General features: G+C 39.3%; 19 protein-coding genes and 1 tRNA gene. 10 read left to right on the forward strand and 10 right to left on the reverse strand.

Features of this window, described 5'->3' with window-relative positions:
- The 4 genes from OQX63_RS13265 to OQX63_RS13280 all read left to right on the forward strand — a co-directional run bounded on the left by OQX63_RS13265 (nt 1) and on the right by OQX63_RS13280 (nt 4029).
- On the forward strand, nt 1–984 hold the full coding sequence (locus OQX63_RS13265; RefSeq protein ID WP_265851347.1) for an aldo/keto reductase: 984 nt from the start codon (nt 1–3) through the stop codon (nt 982–984).
- Nucleotides 985–995: 11 nt separating this feature from the next.
- A complete protein-coding gene (locus OQX63_RS13270; RefSeq protein ID WP_265851348.1) occupies nt 996–1733 on the forward strand; it encodes an SDR family oxidoreductase in 738 nt (245 codons plus the stop codon).
- Nucleotides 1734–1750: 17 nt separating this feature from the next.
- Nucleotides 1751–2665 carry a helix-turn-helix domain-containing protein gene (locus tag OQX63_RS13275; RefSeq protein ID WP_265851349.1) on the forward strand — a complete coding sequence of 305 codons (915 nt, stop codon included), beginning with the start codon at nt 1751–1753 and terminating at the stop codon, nt 2663–2665.
- Nucleotides 2666–3093: 428 nt separating this feature from the next.
- Nucleotides 3094–4029: an EamA family transporter gene (locus OQX63_RS13280; RefSeq protein ID WP_265851350.1), complete on the forward strand. Its 936-nt coding sequence runs from the start codon at nt 3094–3096 to the stop codon at nt 4027–4029.
- 50 nt (nt 4030–4079) lie between these two features.
- Here OQX63_RS13280 and OQX63_RS13285 read toward each other — a convergent pair whose 3' ends face one another.
- Nucleotides 4080–4949 (reverse strand): SDR family oxidoreductase, encoded by an 870-nt coding sequence (locus OQX63_RS13285; RefSeq protein ID WP_265851351.1) that lies wholly within the window; start codon nt 4947–4949, stop codon nt 4080–4082.
- Nucleotides 4950–5069: 120 nt separating this feature from the next.
- Between OQX63_RS13285 and OQX63_RS13290 the strand changes: the two genes are divergently transcribed.
- Nucleotides 5070–5408 carry a winged helix-turn-helix transcriptional regulator gene (locus OQX63_RS13290; protein ID WP_265851352.1) on the forward strand — a complete coding sequence of 113 codons (339 nt, stop codon included), beginning with the start codon at nt 5070–5072 and terminating at the stop codon, nt 5406–5408.
- Between the two features lie 58 nt (nt 5409–5466).
- Here OQX63_RS13290 and OQX63_RS13295 read toward each other — a convergent pair whose 3' ends face one another.
- The gene (locus OQX63_RS13295) at nt 5467–6204 is read right to left on the reverse strand and encodes a DNA-formamidopyrimidine glycosylase family protein (protein ID WP_265851438.1); all 738 of its coding nucleotides are present in this window, start codon (nt 6202–6204) and stop codon (nt 5467–5469) included.
- A gap of 318 nt (nt 6205–6522) precedes the next feature.
- Here OQX63_RS13295 and OQX63_RS13300 point away from each other — a divergent pair, with 318 nt between their 5' ends.
- The gene (locus tag OQX63_RS13300; RefSeq protein ID WP_265851353.1) at nt 6523–7254 is read left to right on the forward strand and encodes a hypothetical protein; all 732 of its coding nucleotides are present in this window, start codon (nt 6523–6525) and stop codon (nt 7252–7254) included.
- A gap of 123 nt (nt 7255–7377) precedes the next feature.
- Here the strand turns inward: OQX63_RS13300 and OQX63_RS13305 are convergent.
- The 6 genes from OQX63_RS13305 to OQX63_RS13330 form a co-directional block, all read right to left on the reverse strand.
- A tRNA-Arg gene (locus tag OQX63_RS13305) sits at nt 7378–7451 on the reverse strand.
- A 228-nt stretch (nt 7452–7679) separates the two neighbouring features.
- Nucleotides 7680–7913, reverse strand: coding sequence for a hypothetical protein (locus OQX63_RS13310; protein WP_265851354.1), 234 nt, complete (start codon nt 7911–7913; stop codon nt 7680–7682).
- Nucleotides 7914–8380: 467 nt separating this feature from the next.
- Complete coding sequence (gene uxuA, locus OQX63_RS13315) at nt 8381–9544, reverse strand: mannonate dehydratase (RefSeq protein ID WP_265851355.1); 1164 nt, start codon at nt 9542–9544, stop codon at nt 8381–8383.
- 61 nt (nt 9545–9605) lie between these two features.
- Complete coding sequence (locus OQX63_RS13320) at nt 9606–10430, reverse strand: SDR family oxidoreductase (RefSeq protein ID WP_265851356.1); 825 nt, start codon at nt 10428–10430, stop codon at nt 9606–9608.
- 114 nt (nt 10431–10544) lie between these two features.
- Nucleotides 10545–11717 (reverse strand): glycoside hydrolase family 88 protein, encoded by a 1173-nt coding sequence (locus OQX63_RS13325; protein ID WP_265851357.1) that lies wholly within the window; start codon nt 11715–11717, stop codon nt 10545–10547.
- Nucleotides 11718–11845: 128 nt separating this feature from the next.
- Nucleotides 11846–13675, reverse strand: coding sequence for a glycoside hydrolase family 2 protein (locus OQX63_RS13330; RefSeq protein WP_265851358.1), 1830 nt, complete (start codon nt 13673–13675; stop codon nt 11846–11848).
- A 252-nt stretch (nt 13676–13927) separates the two neighbouring features.
- On the opposite strand from OQX63_RS13330, the gene OQX63_RS13335 reads away from it, so the two are divergent.
- Nucleotides 13928–14947 (forward strand): LacI family DNA-binding transcriptional regulator, encoded by a 1020-nt coding sequence (locus tag OQX63_RS13335; RefSeq protein ID WP_265851359.1) that lies wholly within the window; start codon nt 13928–13930, stop codon nt 14945–14947.
- Nucleotides 14948–15165: 218 nt separating this feature from the next.
- On the opposite strand, the gene OQX63_RS13340 is transcribed toward OQX63_RS13335, so the two are convergent.
- A complete protein-coding gene (locus tag OQX63_RS13340) occupies nt 15166–16395 on the reverse strand; it encodes an MFS transporter (RefSeq protein ID WP_265851360.1) in 1230 nt (409 codons plus the stop codon).
- 170 nt (nt 16396–16565) lie between these two features.
- On the opposite strand from OQX63_RS13340, the gene OQX63_RS13345 reads away from it, so the two are divergent.
- A complete protein-coding gene (locus tag OQX63_RS13345; RefSeq protein ID WP_265851361.1) occupies nt 16566–17009 on the forward strand; it encodes a MarR family winged helix-turn-helix transcriptional regulator in 444 nt (147 codons plus the stop codon).
- Between the two features lie 46 nt (nt 17010–17055).
- A complete protein-coding gene (locus OQX63_RS13350; protein WP_265851362.1) occupies nt 17056–17892 on the forward strand; it encodes an MBL fold metallo-hydrolase in 837 nt (278 codons plus the stop codon).
- Between the two features lie 349 nt (nt 17893–18241).
- Here the strand turns inward: OQX63_RS13350 and OQX63_RS13355 are convergent, their stop codons facing one another.
- On the reverse strand, nt 18242–18754 hold the full coding sequence (locus OQX63_RS13355; RefSeq protein WP_265851363.1) for a glutathione peroxidase: 513 nt from the start codon (nt 18752–18754) through the stop codon (nt 18242–18244).
- A 429-nt stretch (nt 18755–19183) separates the two neighbouring features.
- Here OQX63_RS13355 and topA point away from each other — a divergent pair, with 429 nt between their 5' ends.
- Nucleotides 19184–21748 (forward strand): type I DNA topoisomerase, encoded by a 2565-nt coding sequence (gene topA / locus OQX63_RS13360; RefSeq protein WP_265851364.1) that lies wholly within the window; start codon nt 19184–19186, stop codon nt 21746–21748.
- Nucleotides 21749–21807: the final 59 nt, after the last annotated feature.

Here is a 21807-nt window from a genome sequence, read left to right on the forward strand (position 1 = left end):
ATGATGCAAAAAAGAAAATTAGGAAATCAGGGATTGGAAGTTTCTGCTTTGGGCTTTGGCTGTATGGGCTTAAACTTTCTTGATGGTAAGGGCATGGAGAAAAATGCGGCCATATCGCTGTTGCACAATGCAGTGGAGCACGGTATTACCTTTTACGATACGGCGGAAGCGTACGGACCTTATACCAACGAAGAATTGGTAGGCGAAGCACTGAAGCCTTACAGGGAAGATGTAGTGATTGCCACCAAATTTGGCTGCAAAGATGCCAGTCCGGCAATCGGTTTAGACAGCAGACCGGAAAGCATACGTGCAGTAACCGAGGCATCGCTGAAGAGATTAAAAACCGATTATATTGACCTGCTGTACCAGCACAGGGTTGACCCTGATGTGCCGATAGAAGATGTAGCCGGCACGGTAAAGGATCTGATCAGGGAAGGCAAGGTGAAATATTTTGGTTTATCAGAAGCGAGTGCCAAAACCATTCGGAGGGCACATTCCGTTCAGCCTGTATCTGCACTGCAAAGCGAATATTCATTGTTCTGGCGTGAGCCGGAAGAGGAGATTATTCCTGCTTTGGAGGAGCTGGGCATTGGTTTTGTTCCCTTTAGTCCGCTGGGTAAAGGGTTTCTGACAGGGGCCATCCATACAAAATTAGCAGCTGCAGACCGTAGAAATGTGCTGCCGCGTTTCACCGAAGAAAACATAAAGGCAAACTTGGTTTTGGTGGAAGCGCTTTCTGAAATTGCGCGGGAGAAAAATGTAACAACAGGACAATTGGCATTGGCGTGGTTACTGGCGCAGCAGCCCTGGATTGTGCCAATTCCCGGAACAACAAACCTGCACCGCTTGGCAGAAAATATAGCCAGTGCGCACGTTTTATTCACCGCCGATGAACTTAAAAAAATCAATGCAACAGCGGATGAAATTACATTGGTGGGCGACCGTTATCCGGAATTTTTAGCCAGGCAGATAGACAAAAACTAAAGACATAAACAGTGGAAAATATTAAAGGAAAAGTTGTCGCCATTACGGGGGCAAGCAGCGGAATGGGGAAATCGATCGCCATAGCACTGGCAAACCAGGGAGCGAAAGTTGTTTTGGGGGCAAGACGCACGGAACGACTGCAACAATTGGCAGAAGAGATTAACCATAATGGTGGTGAAGCCAGTTTTAGTACAATAGATGTAACAAATAAAGCTGATCTGGCGCAGCTGGTTACTACCGCCCTGCAACAATACGGAAAACTGGATGTGATGGTAAACAACGCGGGTATTAGTCAGCTGAGCCGCATTGACGAACTGGATATTGAAGGCTGGGAACAGATGATTGATATTAACCTTAAAGGGGTTTTGTACGGGATGGCCGCTGCAATTCCGGTTTTTAAACGCCAACAGGCCGGGCACATCATTAATATCATTTCTACCGCAGGGCTGAAAATTACGCCCATGATGGGGGTGTACGCCGGGACTAAAAATGCCATCCGGACCATTTCGGAAGCTTTTCGGCAGGAATCTGATGGTAAAGTACGTATTACCGGAATCTCACCAGGATATGTGAATACGGATTTTGCGAACCAAATTAAGAACGAAGAAATGAGAACAGCCATTCAACAGGGCATGCAAGAAATGGCCATTGACCCCATATCCATTGCGAACGCGGTGTTATATGCGATTAGCCAACCGGAAGATGTGGAAGTTGGCGAAATTGTAATTCGTCCGTCAAAACAAAATTGATTAAATTAGCAAAAATAATGCAATCATCACCTGAAATCAACCACATTAACAGTATATCGCAGCTGATGCGGTTACTGGAACTACCGGCACCCTCCCACCCGCTGATTGCATTGGTGGATTATCATGATGTAAATATAGAAACATTCCCGAAGGGACAAAAAATAAGTCTGGACTTTTACAAAGTATCCTTTAAATCTGCATTTACAGGACAAATAAAATATGGACAGGGTTATTATGATTTTGAAGAAGGCGGCCTTGCATTTTTAAAACCCAGACAGCTGGTTTTTCCTCCGGAGGATAGCGCGAGTTATGAAGGCATTGCCCTCTATTTTCATCCCGACTTTATCAGGAATTATCCTTTGGGAAAAACAATCAGCCAATATGGCTTTTTTGCCTACAATGTTGCTGAGGCCTTGTTTTTATCAGCAAGTGAAAAGGAAATTATAGCTGGTCTGTTTATTTCAATAGCCAATGAGTTAAAGCACCATATTGACCATTTTAGCCAGGATGTTCTGGTATCACAATTGGAACTGTTGCTGAATTACAGCAATCGTTTTTACAACCGGCAGTTTATTACCCGGAAAGCGGTCAATTCTGATATCGTCACTACGTTGGATCGATTATTAGCTGCCTATTTTGATGAGGGGAACAGTTTGAAGAATGGATTGCCGTCAGTAAAATACATCAGTACCGAATTAAAGCTTTCACAGCGTTACCTGAGTGATATGTTACGTTCATTTACAGGATTAAATACGCAACAGTATATACAGCACACGGTTATAGAAAAGGCCAAAGAAAAACTATCGAGCACCAACCTGTCGGTTTCTGAAATAGCGTATCAACTTGGTTTTGAGCATTCACAGTCGTTCAGCAAACTTTTTAAAACCAGGACTAATATTTCTCCCTTGGCTTTCAGACAATCATTTAATTAAATAGAGGAGCTATTTTTTTAGCGAAGATTATACTTCCATACATCGTTAAAGTATGCTACCTGTAATGATTGATGTATTCAGTTGATTTTAAATATTTACGATCCATAAATTTCTGATGGATAGCTAGAAATACCCAGGATCGGCGCTATTTTCCCATTACCGCATACACCATTACCGGAAACATTTGCAGCACAAAAAAAGAGTGATGATGGTTGTGCGCAAAATGGGCAGAATCTGAGAACTTTTTGGTTCGGCATATTTTGACAGTTGATAGGTTTTTTAACATTTCTGAATGTGTTTACAACAGACAGATAAAAGATCGATAAATATATCCTGATTTGTGTATCATCCAACAGCGGTGTTTTAGATGTTTGCCTAATAAGCCCAAAGATTTTATGATATTTGCGGGATCACAACATTTGGGCAAATTGAAAAACGCAAAATATTACCTGGCCGCTATATTCGCTTACGCAACCTGGGGCTTTTTTAGCTTAGTTTTAAAACCTTTGAGCGGATATGCTTCGGTGGATATCTTATTTTATCGGATTTTTAGTTGCGCAATACTGATGCTTTGTATTACCGCATTGTTTAAGCGTGCCGAATTGATTAAAACCTTTTCTAAGATTAAGGCCTTACCCACCAAGCAAAAGCGAAATATGCTTTTGCTGAATGTAGGTGGAAGTATTTTTTTAAATATCAACTGGTTCTCGTTTATTTACGTGCTTAATCATATCAGCATTAAGGCTACATCACTTGCCTATCTGGTATGCCCCATTATTACCACGCTCCTTGCGTATTGGCTGTTGCGCGAAAAGCTCAATAAAATACAATGGGCGGCTGTGGTATTAAGTATTTTTGGGTGTTTATTGCTATCATATGCCGATATTATGGATATGGTTTATGGCATTGTTATTGGGTTTACTTATGCGGCTTACCTGGTAAGCCAGCGCAAAAATGCAGGGTTTGACAAGTTCATCATCCTTACGTTTCACATTGTGCTTTCTGCACTGATGATGCTTCCTTTTTACCCTGCTTACAGCGGCGCTGTACCCACCGCTACGCAGTTTTGGTTACTGATAGAGGTTATAGCCGTTGGCTTTACCATCATCCCACTGTTTCTGAATTTGTATGCCTTAAAGGCTTTAAACTCCTCAACAGTGGGTATGTTGCTTAACATTAACCCCATTATTGCATTTATGATAGCAGCTTTAGTATACCAGGAGCCGATTAGTCCGTTACAGATGGCGGCCTACAGTGTCATCTTCCTATCGGTAGTGGTTTTCAACGTGCATTTCCTTTTTAATAAAAAACAAAAGCAGCTGTCTGGCAGCGACAATCAGGATTTTGCCAACGAACCGGGTTAAGGAAAAGCGTAAGATTAGGTTGCTTTTCATTGTAATCTTAAACTGAATGATTACTTCAGGTATATCTTCGCCAAATAATCTCGTAAAGTAAGTGCAGGCCTGCCCAGTATCTTTTCAACATCACTTTTATTGGTTTCGAATTCTCCTTTAGCTATCGCTCCAGCGAATCTTGCCATATAAGCAGCATCACTCTCACTTATACCCTGTTTTACAAGTTGTTCGATGTACACCCCTAATACAGCCTGATGGTAAGCTATCTTTTTGCCGCTAAGTGCTGAGATAATATCGGCAATTTCTGCGAACGATATTGCGGTTTCTGCAGCGATAATATATTCCTGGTTTTCATGGCCTGGCGTAGTCACTACGCCAGCTAAGGCATCAGCCATTTCTGATATAGGCAAAAAAGGAACCTTGCCATCACCTGCCGGGATAGAGATTCCGTTGTCCAGGATATTTTCTCCGGCAATTATCGGAATCAAATCAGCATATAGGGTATTATTCATTAACGTATAGGGCACGGTAGCTTGTTTTAAATAATCAGCGGTATAGGCATGATATATCACATCATCAGCCATAGTGCTTTGCACCAGGTTTTTCATATCAAACCCCGTGTAAATGATATGGCTTACGCCGCTCTTCTTTGCTGCATCGATCACATTTTTGTGCTGATTAAATCTATGTTTGATATCTGATGAGGAGGAGATCAGTAACAGCTTATCTACATCTTCAAATGCAGCTATTAAAGACTCAAAATCATCATAATCACCAACTTTTACCTGGATTCCATTCGATTTAAATGCGGCACCCTTCTCTTCATTTCTTACCAAGGCAGCAATTTCCTTTGCAGCTATCCCCACTTTCAAAAGCGCGTTGATAGTGGCCCCGCCTAAATTACCTGTTGCACCCGTTACTAAAATCATATTTATTGTTTTTAAGATTAAAAATCAGTTACTTTTGTTGGGCAAAGAAAGTGATATTGATGTTGAAAAACACCAATTTTAATCGAAACAGCGCAAAAAGTAGTAACCTTTACGTAACTAATGGAGAATAATTTAAATACGGCTGAGTGTCCTGCTATGGAAACCATCGCGCTGATTGGAGGACGGTGGAAAGTGATTATTTTGCATGTGCTTTCTAAGGGTACCAGGCGTTTTGGCGAAATCATCGTTCGGATACCCTCCATATCAAGAAAGGTATTAACTGAACAGTTGAGAGAGCTGGAAGCTGATGGATTAATTAGCAGGATGGAATACAAAGCGATTCCACCAAAGGTTGAGTATGCCCTCACAGCATTTGGAAAAAGCCTCTGCCCGCTATTAAGCTACATATCAGCATGGAAACGAAATACGGAGGCTGGTTTATCTTCCGACAGCTTATAACTTCTTACTTTGCATGAATTAAATTTAAAATCAATGTCCCATCTTTGATGTATTGTTTTCAGGAATATAATTTCTGCTCGTTGGTATAATAACTGGTCCTTCCGCCTATTTTTTCTGCCTTTACCGCCGCTCCGGACGGGGACTTCTCCAGCTGTGCGCCATGCACTTTCATAAAATCACGCAGCTCGCCCCGAAGCTCATCTCCATTCTCTTTTGCGATAGCTGCAATGGCTTCTTTTAAAACAGCTCCCAAACTCTTGAACAATTTCTTTATTATTTTTTCGGGTATAGCTGAGCTGATCGAAAAAGGTGATACCCTGACATCCCATAGGATTTCATCAGCATATGAATTACCAATTCCCCGCATTTTTTTCTGGTCCATCAGTACCTCCTTAATCATTTTCTTACTCTTAAAAAGCACTTCAGTAAAATATCCCTCGTCCATTTCCAGCGCATCTGGTGCCTTGGCTGCCTCAGGATTTAAGGTAGGTGTTGCTGCTCGCAACATATCTACAACTGCAAACCCCTCGCCCCCGGCAAAATGAAATGAAAGGATAGTATATTTCGGAAGTTCGGAATCTTTCTTTAATACCTCCAGTTTTCCCCGAAGCATGAGGTGGACCTGTAAAACTTCCTTACTGAAGTGAAAGTGCAAGGTTTTTCCATAACGTAAAACCTTTCTAAGTTTTTCTCCTTCGAGCTTTGCCTTGAGCTGTGCAGCAGTTACATTTAGCTTTTTCGCCACCTTTACTTCCAACTCCTCCAGGGTCTTCCCCCTGAACCGATGCGAGAGGATCTGCGCAAATACTTATAAGTCGGGTAGTTCAGCCATAACAATTTTTTAAGATTAAACGCGCAAATATTTTTTGATCTCCCTTACCGGGCCACCTGATCAATCAGCAAGATTGAAACATTGTTCAGACCCTAAAAGTTTAGGCCAATGCGCAGCATATACGAATAGGTATCCCTAACAATCTGGCGAAGCATATAGATTTCATAAATTGGACAAATAAGTATCAAAACATAAACATACTTGACATTTTAATAGCTATATTGGTTTTATCTAAAAGTTAAACAAAATTTTTATCGATTTACATATTACGCTATCTCAAGTATGAACACTTACGCTAAACAAAAAGCAGGTAACGAAAGTAAAACTCCTAATCATACTGATTCACAGAAAAACAACCAGCAGAAATTAGTTTCACAATTTGTAGATAACAGAACAAAAGCTGTTGCACAGCGGAAATTTCAGGAGACGGTAAATAGTCGCTACGAAGCCATCCAGTTCAAAACCTTCGAGAACAATATAAACAGTAAACAAACTTCTTCTAATGTTATACAATTTGGCCCAGGCAGACCGTCATTTTCTGGTCCTGCAGCAAAAATCAGGAAAAACGGCAGTGATCACGTAAAGGCCAAGAAATACGATATGGCTCATAGGCTTTCTTTAAAAGATATTAGGACGATTGTGACCAGCAAAGACCATTTACTTATTAAGCAGGTTATAAAAAAAGTAACCATTCCTGAACGTGATTTTGGAAAATACAAAAAAGGCTACAAAGGGTATTATAATGATGTGAAAGACATAACCGATGATAGTTCTCTAATTAAAGCATTAAACAATAGTCCTTTTAATTTGAGGCCTGGAAATCCATCAAGAAATAGAAGTTTGGGTGCCGCTTTTGACGGAAACTTTGATGATGATGGATATGAAACTGATCAATCAGAAGCTTTGAGGCCTTTTGCACGAACCCATGGTAAGAAACACAAAACATCAAGTTATTTACCAGACAAAGATCTTAAGCGTTGGGAAAAATCTGCATTTGGTGATTTAGATATTTAAATAGGCCAAAATTCAGGCTGATTATAAATCATCATTTGATACTGCTCTACTTGCCCCAACTTAAAGAGATATAGGAATGAAATTAAAAAAGACTTCCAGTTCTTTACTGAAAGCCTTAGCTTGTACCCCGGAAGGGATTCGAACCCCTGACCCACGGTTTAGAAAACCGTTGCTCTATCCAACTGAGCTACCGAGGCCCATTTTTAATGAGCTGCAAATATAGAAGTTCTATTTAATATGTAAAAATATATTTTAAACTATTTAGAAGCTGCTTTTATCAATTCAAATAAGTAATTAAGAGCGAAGCAATTAAAATTCAATTTATGCTAAACAAATTTTAATTCTTCTCACAAAAACAACATTAAACACCGTATTCTCGGTTAAAAAATTGAAATAAGTTATCTAAAAAAGATTAGAAGTTTAATTTAAGCGTCTTCTCCGTTCCAGACATCGTCATCAGCATGCCTGATTTTGTCACCACCCGAGGTTATACTCTTTAATTCTTCGTGGTGATAATTTCTTTCAGGATTTTCAGGCAATCCGCTATCATGATCCAGCGGCACTTTCCTCAAATGTTCAGGCTTTTTAACCTCTGGTAAATCGTCATGCACAACAGATGGCGTTAAGATCTTCTTCCTGGGATTATTGCTATTTTCCATAATTTTAAGAGACTCAAATTTCAAGCCACAAGCAAAGGTGAGTTAAAATTTTGGCAATTTGGGTGTATTCATGGATAATAAGGATCAACGGTAATTGTTTGGCGGTTGGCGAAAGGCGTATACAAGCGCAGCCATTACAAAAATGGCGCACAAATAAATCATTAATTATCTGTGCGCATCTGTGGTAAATTAAACGCTAAAAAGATCCTTCGACTACGCTATCATAGACAGAATCTATCAGTACGGTCGTCATTCTCGCGCATGCGGGAATCTTAAGACGTTTGCATTAAGATTATTCATAAGTTTACCGTTTTTCATAGGTACTCATGAGCAGGTCTTGGTTCCCAACTTGATTGGGAACCAAGACCTCTCGTAGCTTATAATTCACATAAAAAAGCTTTCATTTATTCCGCCACTCTACTAAAAGATCCTTCGACTACGCTCAGGATGACAAAAAAAGGAAATATTTAATAATTCCCTGTAACCCCGATTTCTAAACCCCTCAGTTCGGCCAGACCTCTTAACCGGCCAATAGCCGAATAACCCGGATTGGTTTCTTTAGCCAGATCATCCAACATCTGGTGGCCATGATCCGGACGGAAAGGAATTGATTTATCACGTAAACCATTTTCTGCAGTTAATGCTTTCATGATTTCGTACATGTTTACATCACCACCTAAATGATCGGCTTCGTAAAAACTACCATCTTCATCCTTTTTAACGTTACGCAAATGCGCAAAATACACCCGCTCTTTAACCGTGTTAAAAATTTCTAAAGTATTATTGCCCATACCAGCACCTAAAGAGCCTGTGCAGAAACACACCCCATTAAAAGCCTGGTCTACTGCTTTGATGATATAGTTAAAATCTTCGAGTGTGCTCGCGATTCTTGGCAAACCTAAAATGGCATAAGGCGGATCATCAGGGTGAATGGTCATTTTGATCCCTTCTTCTGTGCAAACCTCAGCAATAGATGACAGGAAAAATTTTAAATTCTCCTTTAAACCTTCTGTTCCAATGGCTTTGTATTCTTTAATACTGTTGCGCAAAGTTTCCAGTTCGATTTCTTTTTCGTTCGGGATGCCCATTAATACATTGATCCGGAGATCAACCAAATCCTGCTCGGTTAAAGTAACAAATTTTGCTGCAGCGCGATCTAAAATAGATTTAGAATAATCTCCTTCCGCTCCTTCACGCTTCAAAATATAAAGATCAAAAATGGCCAGATCGATCCAGTTGAAATAAAGTGCTTTTGATCCATCAGTCATTTCCAGATCCAATTGCGTACGTGTCCAGTCTAATACCGGCATAAAATTATAGCACACAATCTTAATACCGCAGGCCGATAGGTTACGTAAAGAGGTTTTATAATTTTCGATATACTGCCCTGCATCTGCCCTACGCGTTTTAATAGCTTCATGAACAGGAACACTTTCTACCACCGACCAGGTTAATCCGGCAGTTTCTATAATGGCTTTTCTTTCCTGAATATCTTCCAAAGGCCACACCTCACCGTGCGGAATATGATGTAAGGCAGTTACTATACCTGTAGCACCTGCCTGTTTAACGTCTTGTAAGCTCACCGGATCGTTCGGACCATACCAACGCCAGGTTTGTTCTAATTTTTTCATTTATATGATTATACTGATTTAAGGGATAACACAGATTATTTTTCACAATATAATGTGACATTTAAACACCGGAGAATGCGGTAAATCCACCGTCTACTTTAATATTTTCGCCGTTTACAAATTTAGCAGCATCACTTAGCAAATATACCAACGCCCCAATTAATTCTTCGGGCGCACCAAACCGTTTAAATGGCGTTTTAGCAATAATGGCCTGCCCTCTTGCCGTTAAAGAACCATCTTCATTGGTTAATAATGCCCTGTTTTGGTTGGTGATGAAAAAGCCAGGTACAATGGCATTCATCCTGATTTTATCCTGATAACGGTTGGCCAGTTCAACAGCCATCCATTTGGTATAACTCTCAACGGCTGCTTTAGCCATTGAATAGCCCAATACACGGGTAAGTGCCTGTGTGGCCGAAACCGATGATATATTCACAATACTACCACCGTTTTTGGCAATTGTTGCACCAAAAACCTGTGTAGGCATAATGGTTCCGAAAAGATTTAAATCAAACGCCTGTTTTAAAGCTGGAACATTAAGATCAAAAACATCACTTCCAGGCTGGATTACGGCTTCGGCTACATTTCCACCGGCTGCATTTACCAATGCATCAATGCGGCCATAGGTTTTAATGATGGTTGCGTTTGCCTCCATCAGGTCTTGCTCATTCAATACATCGGCAATAATGTAAATAGCTTTACCGCCAGCTTCAGTTACCTCTGCAACCCTTTGTTTAGCCACCTCTTCATTTCTTCCAATCACTACAATGGTTGCGCCAGCAGCGCACAGACCATTAATAAAGGCCTCGCCCAAAACACCTGTAGCACCGGTAACCACCACTACCTTATTTTTTAACGAGAACAGGCCTTCTACTTCTTTTATCATTTGTTATATATATTTTATTCTATTATTAATGTTATTCAAATCCAATACCTTTCAGTATACACCGGGCAAGTTTTTTATCATTCAATGGAAACTGCCGTTACTGATCTTAAATCCTTATTTTTTACTTCGTAGCAAAGCTTCCAGGTAATAATAATCAGCATAGTTGATTGGCACATCTATTTCAGAATCTGCCGGACGATGCCCTGTGCTATGCGTTAAAATAAAACCATAATTTGCGCCTGTTTTACTGGTGTAGGTTGTACTGAGTGATTTTAAGATCTTATTGGCAGCGGCTTTATATTTTTTACCGTAGGTACTGTATTTTGCCAGTTCGTAAAGTGCTGAAGCGGTAATGGCGGCAGCTGACGCATCTCTTGAAGCTCCGGGGATTTTAGGATCGTTATAATCCCAATAAGGAATTCCATCAGCCGGTGTAATTTTATTATTTAAGATAAAAGATGCAATACCATCAGCCTGAGTCAAATACACTTTATTTTTAGTTTCGCGATAACACATGGTATAACCATATAATGCCCATGCCTGGCCCCTTGCCCATGCCGATTCATTTGCATAACCCTGTGCCGTTACTTTTTGAAGCACTTTACCCGTTAAGGTATCATAATCGATTACATGGTAAGAACTAAAATCGGGTCTGAAATGGTTTTTTAAAGTGGTATTGGCGTGCATAACCGCAATTTTATAGAAAGATGAATCGCCGGTTAATTTTGTGGTTTCGAACAAAAGTTCAAGGTTCATCATATTATCAATAATTACAGGATATTTCCATTTATCGCCATTATGATCCCATGATTTGATTACGCCTGCAGTAGCATTAAACCTGGTAGACAAGGACTTTGCCGCCTGAACAATGACGGCTTTATAGGCCGGATCTCCTGTTAAACGGTATCCGTTACCGAACGGACAGTAAACCATAAAACCGAGATCGTGCGTTCCTTTATTAAATTGCTCTTTCTTGATATCTTCCGTATATTTTTTAGCCAATACGAGCCATTTTTTATCTTTGGTGTACTGATAGAAATACCAAAGCTCTGCCGGGAAAAATCCACTCGTCCAGTCTTTTGACCCCACCATTTTGAACTGTCCATTTTCTACGGTACGTGGCGAAACCAGGTTAGGCTGAACTTTCCTGGCTGAATCTACATTTTTGATCAATATATCGGTTTGTTTGGCAGCAGCTGCAAAAGCCTTTGTCACATTTAATTCTTGGGCTTTTACTATATTGAAAAACAGTATACTTAATGATACTAAGATTAATTTTAACTTCATGTTATAACCAGATTAATAAGTTATAGATAGTAAATTGCTACCTAATTTCCATTTGTATGCCTTCCATCTAATTCAACCTTTCATAAGTTCTTTGAAAACTACTTTTGAAAGCTTATTTATTGCATTAATTACTTGTATTTTACTTGCATCTGGTCGTAAAAATCCTTCAGCACAAAAAAGGCTTTCTTTTTCTTACCAGTTTCGCTGATCAATCCCTTTCGGTTCCAGAAATTCTGATAAATAGGATGTTGTCTTCTTGGTGACCTGAAATCTGTTAAGATCCACGGCGTCATACCGCGTAAAGCACCAATTTTAGTAAGCATGGTAATCTGATTTTTATACAAAGACTCCTGATACTCTTCACTCCAACGGGTATTTTCGTCGGCATGAAAACCACCCAGAGCATCGCCACCAAACTCGGTAACCACTACTGGTTTTTTGTACTTGATATCGAAATTATATTTGGTAATTTCTGATGGATTACCTCCCCAGTACCAGCCAGCATATTCATTAAAACTAACCAGATCTATTTTCTCGCCTAAAGGATCATTTAAAACCATGTTATTTCCTTCGCGGTGCACCTCTAAAGCGGCAGCTACTAAACGGGTATCATCTAAAGCGCGGGCAGCTTCTGCCAAATTGCTCATAAAACTCAAACGGGCATCGCTCAGCGGGGTTTCATTCCCTATTGACCATACAATAACACTTGCCCTGTTTTTATCACGGACAATCAAATCTGTGAGTTGTTTTTTTGCATTGGCATAAGTTGCCGGATTAGTCCAGCTAATGGTCCAGTAAACAGGTACTTCAGCCCAGACCAATAGTCCCATTTCATCCGCAAGGCGGATCATTTCCTCGTTGTGCGGATAATGCGCCAGGCGCACGTAGTTACAATTCAAATCTTTAGCCCATTGCAACATCATACGCATATCTCCCTCACTGCGTAAGCGCCCGGCTAAAAGCGGGTTCTCATCATGAAGTGATATTCCCCTTAAAAAAATGGATTTACCATTTAAAAGGATGCTATCGCCATTAACCTGGATGGTTCTGAAACCAATTTTATCATCAATATTCTCTTTATCGGTTTTGATATTTACCGCATATAATTTTGGTGTTTCCGGCGACCATAAACTCAAGTTGTTCCAGGTAAACTCATCTGCAATTTTCCCTTCGCTATCTGTTTTATATTTCTTTTCCAGCTTAAGCTCAGGAATTGAAAGCGTAATTTCCTGTCCGGCAGTAGCATCAGCCAGTTTTACCGAAAAGTTTAACAGGTTATTGTTGCCTTTAACCAATTGAAGTTTATAATCACTGATAAAATGCTCCGGGAATTCAGCGAGATAAACATCACGTGTAATGCCACCGTAATTCCACCAATCGGTATTTACGGTTGGAATTTCATCCTGTTTGCGGATATTATCGACCTTTAGTACGATGGAGTTTTCTCCGGTTTTTAAATTGCTGGTTACATCAAACTGGAAAGGTGTAAAGCCACCTTTATGCACACCCAGTTTTTTACCGTTAAGGTAAACATGGGCTTCGTAATTTACAGCACCGAAGTACACAAAATACCTCTTCCCTTTTTCGGGTTTTGCATCAAACTTTCTGCGCAGCCAAACATTACCCTCATAAAGTTCTAATTTTTCTGATTGCGAATTCCAATCACCAGGGACATTCATTTGAGGCGAATGATCAAAATCATATTCAATCAGCTCTGATTTGTCTTTCTGCACCTTATCATCATAAAAGCCTCCGGATCCTGATTTCGACTGATCAAATGGATCATGGCGGTAATCGTAATAACCGTTTTCGTAAGGATCGACAATATAATTCCATTTACCGTTCAGGCTCTGGGTTTTCCGTCCCTGAATGTTCTGTATAGCCGTAACCTGACCGTAACTGAAGGATGAAAGAAGCGAAAAGCAGATTAAAAATAGGCTATAGGTTGTTTTTAGCATAACTTAAGTTTTAATATGATTAATTGATCGTTTCAAAACTAACAATTAATTGCTGACGGTTTCCATGTTAGCAGCCTAAATTTGAGCAAAATGCTGTTTTGTAGGGTTCATATTTGATAACGAATTTAAAAAAGCCGACTTGATTAAAAGGCTTTAAATAGGTCAAAATGACATAAAGCTTACCGAAACTAAATTTCAAACGTTTGAAATTATTGCGTTATTTTTCTTAATTATGTATTGAGATTGGAAAAGATGACGAACAATACACCCGTAACCCTGAAATTCTTAGCTGAGAAGTTAAAAATGTCAGTTTCTACTGTATCAAAATCCCTTAATAATTACCCCACCATAAATGCATACACCAAGCAGCGCGTTCAGGAAATGGCCCGCGAGCTGCATTTTATGCCCAATAAATCGGCCATCAATTTAAAGGAAAAAAGATCGCGCATTATTGGTGTTATCCTACCTAATCTTTTAGACCACTTTTTTACCAGAAGTATTTATGGCGTAGAGCAGTTTGCAACACAAAACGGCTACAATGTGATCATCAGTCAATCGCATGATGACCCGAAAAAGGAAATCCAATCGGCGAATATGTTGTTAAGGAGTCGTGTTGATGGTTTAATCGTTGCCATTTCAAAACAAACACAAGATTTTTCACACCTCGATCAGTTTGAGCAGATGGGTACTCCTGTAGTGTATTACACACGAAACCCAAGTTTTAATTTAAACTGCCATAAGGTACTAGGCAATACTTTTCAGGGCTGTTACGATGCCACTAAGTTTCTGATCGACAGAGGGCATAGCAAAATTGCTTACCTGGGCGGCCCTAAAATGACCAATTTTACGCACGACCGCTTTAATGGTTATATTAATGCCTTAAAAGATAATGAAGTACCTTTTTCAGCAAAATTTGTAGCTTATACTGATTTTGATAAGGAAAATACGATTGCTGCAATCAAGAATTTATTTGCTGATCCAGACCACATGCCTACTGCGCTTGTGGCTTTTAAAGAGCCAATTCTTTTTGATGCGATAAAATACCTGAAATCTATAAACCATCCCAACTTTAATAAAATTGAAAGTATAGGATTTGGAAACAACGCTTTCATCGGTTACCTCGATTCGCCCCCTATCGCTTCTATTGAAGAAAATCCCGAATCGGTGGGTGAAAATGCCATCAAACTCCTGCTTCAGCTAATCAATAAGGAAATCGACATTGAAAACTATCAGAAAGTGATGGTCGATTGTAAGTTGGTTGTACACGGGTAGATGTGTGTAGCGTATAGCGGCTGGCGTTTGGCGTTTTGCGCGCAACGTTATATCCACACGATCGTCATGCTGAATTTATTTTACAAGTAGAAATCAATATTTTCAATTGTCTTGTAGCTACTGCGTGGTCAGCATCTTTATCTATTAAGACCCTGAAATAAATCCGATAGTTATCGGATCAGGGTGACGACCACTCACACAAAAAAACGGATGAAATACTAATTCAGCGACATTGCACTGCTATTCAATTGATTTCTATGTTTTTCATGATATACAAACGCTGCCACAATCAACAATCCTGCAACACCTTCGAAAGCCACAACCACTTGCGTGCCGAAAAGATGAGCTAAATAACCCATTAACAAACTGCCAATAGGTAATACGCCCTGATAAGCCATAATGTAATAACTCATCGTCCTGCCCCTCATCAAATCATCGGCATGGGTCTGCAAATAAGTGTTAATGGATGAGTTTTGTGCCATTAAACCTAAAGCAGCTAAACTGGTACAAACTAATGCCAGGATAAGTGATGGTGATATGGCCAGCGCCACAACCGAAATGGCCAACAAAATACCGGACATCATGACGATTTTTTGTAAATTCTGTCCTGCTTTCAAGGTAGCCATATAAATTGCCCCGAAAAAAGCGCCAAGTCCTGCAGCACTTTCAAACCAGCCAAATGTAGTGGCATTTCCATTAAAAATATCTTTTGCAAAAACGGGCAATAATGTAGTAAAAGGAATAACTAACAAACTCGATGCTGCCATCATTAATACCATAGAAGCCAAATCTGGAGATGATTTGAGATAATCATAGCCTTTTTTCAGATCAACCCAGATATTTTCTGCAGATTTTTGATGTTCCGTGATTTTAAGTTTCATCATCACCATACAACCCAACACCGCAATAAAACTCACAAAATTTATGATAAAACAAATATCCTCGCCCAGGGTACTCAAAATTACCCCAGCCAATGCCGGGCCAATTAGCCTCGCCGCATTGAACATAGAAGAATTGAGTGCAATGGCATTGGGTAAATCTTCTTTATCATCAATTAAATTTACCATTAAAGATTGGCGGGCGGTAACATCAAAGGCATTTACCAAACCCTGAACCAGCGAAAGCGCTGCAATCCAGAACATATCATACACTTTAAACCAGATCATTAATGCCAGTGCACCAGCCTGCAGCATCAGAATTACCTGTGTAATAACCAATACCTTATATTTATTATGCCTGTCTACATAACTACCCGCGTATGGCGCCAGCACCAGTGAAGGAATTAAACTTAAAAAAGTGATCAGTCCCAATAAAAAAGCTGACCCTGTTAAACGGTAAACCAACCAGCTAATGGCAACACGCTGCATCCACGTGCCTATTAGCGAAATAGCCTGACCTGTAAAAAATAACCTGTAATTGTAATGCCTTAACGAACGAAAAATACTCATAATTAAAATAGTAAAGTAACTTTACAAAAGTATAAAAAAATTAAACAACATTAAAGCCAAAAAAGCAACCTTTTATCATTTTAAAATCAAAAATCACATATTGTAAAAATATCTATTCGATTAAGTATATAAATAAAACATTATATTTGTAAAGTTTATTTACCAATAAGATGCCTACTCAAACACAAGAAATTGCCGCAAAGTTAAGAAGCACTGTTACGCGTTTAACGAGAGCGTTACGCAAGCAGAATGTAAGTTCAGAATTTAGCAATGCTGAATTATTGACCATGTCGCTACTTGAACAGCACGGCAAAATGCTATCTACAGAGCTGGCTGATATGGAAAGGGTATCTAAACAAGCAATTTCCCAGATTATTAACCGCCTTTTCGATGCCAAATGTGTAGAGCGCTTTCCAAGTGAGGAAGATAAAAGAAAGATTTTTATAGGCTTAACCAAACTTGGTGAAAAACATATTATTGCAACCCGAAAAATCAAAGAAGAATGGCTGGCACAAACCATGGAAAAAATCTTTTCTGCTGAAGAAATCAACCTCATCCAGGCTTTCCTGCCACTGCTTTCTCGTTTGGTAGAACACAATGGCACAAGAGTATAGTTTTCTTTTTTCCTTCGCCAAATAAGCCGTATCTTGCAACTTCAAAATGGCACTATATTTCACCTCAATTAATTCGGGCAGTAATGGCAATTGTTACTATATAGGTAATGATCATGAGGCTGTTTTGGTTGACATAGGCTTAACCTGTAAAGAGGTTGAAATCCGCATGAACCGTTTGGGCTTGCCTTTAAGCAGGGTAAAAGCAATCTTTATCTCGCACGAGCACAGCGATCACATTAAAGGATTGGCTGTTTTTGCTAAAAAATATAAGCTACCCGTATACATTAGTGCGCCAACCTTAAAAAGCAGCAGGCTCCTTTTGGATACCAATAATACCTTCTCCTTAAGTGATCAACAGCATGTTCAGATTGGCGGCTTAAAGATTGCTGCTTTTTCTAAATTCCATGATGCAGCTGATCCTTATAGTTTTACTATTGAATGCAACGAGGTAAGAGTTGGTGTTTTTACTGACATAGGTTCAGTATGCGATCGCTTAATTACCCATTTCAAGAATTGCCATGCCGCTTTTTTAGAAGCCAATTATGATCCACAGATGTTGGAGAATGGCAAATATCCTTACTTTCTGAAGAGAAGGATTACCAGTGGTCATGGCCACCTCAGTAATACCCAGGCGTTGGAGCTTTTCATTAATCATAAGGCGCCATACATGAGTCATCTGTTATTGAGCCATTTATCAAAAGACAATAACGACGCCACCCTTGTTGAAAATCTTTTTAAAAATGTTGCTGGTGATACTTTTATCAAAGTAGCTTCAAGACATGAAGAAACGGAGCTTTATTACGTTAGCAATAATCAAAATATGCCTAAACCTTATTGCTTCGACCCTAGCCTCTACCAACCGGCACAACTTAACCTATTTTAACATTGTAAAGTCAAAAACGACCTGTTTTTTTCCATCAATCTGGTTACAATACGACTTATTCTTGATTATAAACCCGATTGAACCACTAAAGCTAAATAAAGAGCAGAATAATTTAATTTTTTCAAAAACTATTTACCTGAACAAGCGTTATATATTTACTTCATAAATAGTTTGTTTGGTTTATTTGGGGCTTATGGATTTAAGCCCCTTTCTTTTGTCTAAATATTTCTAACACTTCACGTATTAGTATAAAAAAAAGGCAAAATGGCTATTAACCACTTTACCTTTAAATTATTTAAAAAGCGAAAGGTTATCAAACTTCCCTTTTACCTACCCATTTTACATCCTTTTACAAATATTTAGTAAGGGCTTCATCTGTAGGTTTCGTTTTTGAACGGAAACGGTGTACCAGTTGTCCTTTTTCGTTGATTAAGAATTTCTCAAAATTCCATTTAATATCGCCCTGTTCTTCTGTACTGGTTTGCGAAGTTAAATATTTAAACAAGGGACTGATATCATCTCCTTTAACACTGCTTTTCTCTGCAAGCAAAAACGAAACATTATACTTTCCGGTACAAAACTCTTTAATTTCTGCATTGGTAGAAAACTCCTGTCCGCCAAAGTTACCTGCCGGGAAACCGATTAACACTACCTTTTTACCATATTGTTTCTGAAGTTTTTCTAAATCTTCGTACTGCGGTGTAAAGCCACATTTAGATGCTGTATTAACAATCAAGATTTTTTTACCTTTAAATTTAGAAAGTTTAATTTCCTTACCATCAATGGTTTTAAAGCTGAAATCGTAAACATTTTTTGGCGGAGACACCAGTAAGTTTAATAGGATTAGAATTGTGCTGATCATCGTTTTTTTTATTTTTATCTACGAATATAGGCACAAATCGGTTGTCTTGATGTAATGTGCCTGTAAATTATGTGATGAACGATGTAAAAGGTAAGATGGAATTAACCGAACCCTTGTTTATAAACCTGATAAAGCGGAAAGCCCGGAGCGAGGAACGAGTGAGGACCTGAAGCGATAGCAGGGCTACCGGCCGCCACTATAACAGAACCATGCATTTCCAAAATCAATATATTTAAAAGGCACTCGCAAGTACAGGTCTAATAAGGTTTTGAAAACCTTATAGGTATTGGGTGATAGATTAAAACCCCATTAAAATCGGCCTAGAAACCAACATATTTATCACTTAATTAATAAAAAAAATGTATTAAATTCTCCTCAGGTTTGGATTTGTGCCTTAATTATAGCTTTATTTGCACAAAAACGTATTTCATGGCCAAAAATTTATTGATCGTAGAGTCACCCGCAAAAGCTAAAACTATAGAAGGCTATTTAGGCAAAGATTTCCTGGTGAAATCTAGCTATGGCCATATCCGTGATTTAGTTAAGGGAGATATGGCGATTGATATCAAGAACAATTTTGCCCAAACCTACGAGGTACCAGCCGACAAGAAAAATGTTGTTGCCGAATTAAAAAAACTAGCTAAAGAGGCCGAAATGGTATGGTTAGCATCCGATGAGGACCGCGAGGGAGAAGCCATTTCGTGGCACTTATTCGAAACTTTAGGTCTGAAAGTGGAGAAAACCAAACGCATTGTTTTCCATGAAATTACTAAACCAGCCATTTTAAAAGCAATTGATAGTCCGCGGGGAATTGATTATAACCTGGTAAATGCCCAGCAGGCACGCCGTGTATTAGACCGTTTGGTGGGTTTCGAACTTTCACCTGTGTTATGGAAAAAAGTAAAGCCATCACTTTCTGCAGGCCGTGTACAATCGGTGGCTGTACGTTTAATTGTAGATAGAGAGCGTGAAGTTTTAAACTTTAATGCGACTGCTGCCTATAAAATCACCGCTCAGTTCTCAACCGGTAAGGGAAAAGAAATGGTGAAGGCAGAATTGCCACAACGTTTCGAAAATGAGGCTGATGCTGAAAAATTTCTTCAGGATTGTTTAAATGCTAAATTTGATATTACGAGCTTAGAAACAAGACCTGCCAAACGCAATCCCGCTGCTCCTTTTACCACCTCTACCCTACAACAGGAAGCTTCCAGAAAATTAGGTTTTTCTGTTGCGAGAACCATGCAGGTAGCACAACGACTTTACGAAGCCGGTAAGATTACCTACATGAGGACAGACTCTGTAAATTTATCGGAAACGGCTGTTAATGCTGCTGCTGCCGAAATTAAATCGGCTTATGGCGAAAAATACCACCAACCAAGGGTTTATAAAACAAAATCTGCAGGTGCACAAGAGGCTCACGAAGCCATCCGCCCTACTTATTTCGACCGACATACGGTAGATGGAGATATTTCGGAGAAACGTTTGTACGAGTTGATCTGGAAACGTTCCATTGCATCGCAAATGAGTGAGGCATTATTCGAAAAAACCACCGCACAAATTACCGCATCAACCAGAAAAGAACATTTAGTTGCTGAAGGTGAAGTACTAAAATTTGACGGCTTTTTAAAGGTTTACCTGGAATCTACCGACGATGATGAAAATGAAGAAAAAGAAGGTGGCGCCATTTTACCTCCATTAATAAAAGGACAGGAACTATTTTTAAAAGAAATGCAGGCTACGGAGCGTTATTCACGTCCGCCAGCCAGATATACCGAGGCCAGTTTAGTTAAAAAACTAGAAGAATTGGGCATTGGCCGTCCATCTACCTATGCGCCTACTATTTCTACTGTACAGAACCGTGGTTATGTGGTAAAAGAAGATAGAGATGGTAAACAGCGTAAGTTTACTTCCATTGTTTTAGCAAATGGACAGGTAAAAAAAGAAATCAGATCGGAAATTACCGGTGCCGAGAAATCAAAACTCTTCCCTACTGATATTGGTGAAGTAGTAAACGATTTTTTAGTAGAACATTTCAAAGGCATTGTAGATTTTAACTTTACGGCCAAGGTAGAAAAGGAATTTGACGAAATTGCACAAGGTTTACAGGAGTGGACCAAAATGCTGCACTCTTTCTATAATCCTTTCCATAGTGAAGTAGAAACCACTTTAGAAACTGCTGAACGTGCTACAGGTGAACGCTTATTAGGCTTAGATCCAGCAACGGGTAAAAATGTATATACCAAAGTAGGTAAATTTGGACCATTAGTGCAGATCGGCGAGCTTGATGAGGAAGAAAAACCACGTTATGCCAGTTTAATGCGTAATCAATCGGTAGCCACCATTACTTTGGATGATGCATTGGAACTGTTTAAACTTCCATTCCAATTACCTGATTTTGAAGGTAAAGAGGTCATGATCGGTGTAGGCCGTTTTGGTCCATATGTAAAGTGGGGCGAAAGTTTTATTTCACTTCCTAAAAATGAGGAGCCTTTATCGGTAACTTATGACAGAGCAGTTGAAATTATCAGGGAGAAAATGGATGCCGATGCGCCTATTGCTTTTTACGAAGGTTTAGGCGTAACAAAAGGAAAAGGCCGTTTTGGTCCGTTTATTAAATGGAACGATCTCTTTATCAATATCCCTGCAAAAGGATACGATTTCGACAATTTAACCCAAGAGGATATTAATACCTTAATTGGCAAAAAAGTAGAAAAAGAGGCCAACCGATACATTAAAACCTGGGATACTGAAAAAATTTCGATTGAAAATGGCCGTTGGGGACCGTTTATCCGTTTTGGCAAACTGATGCTTAAATTACGCAATAATGAGGCGACCAAGCAAAAATATACACCAGAAGAACTGGCCGATATTGACTTGGAAACCGTTAAGAAAATGATTGTGGAGCAGGTACCAAACGCTTTCGAAACCAAGAAAAAAGCACCGGCAAAGAAAAAAGCGGCACCAGCGAAAAAGGTGGTAGCCAAGAAAAAATAGGCCAGAATTAAATGATTTTAGGATGGTAGGATTCTATCATTCTAAAATAAATTATACAA

It is taken from the genome of Pedobacter sp. PF22-3 (genome assembly GCF_026239555.1).
Taxonomy (GTDB): Bacteria; Bacteroidota; Bacteroidia; order Sphingobacteriales; family Sphingobacteriaceae; genus Pedobacter.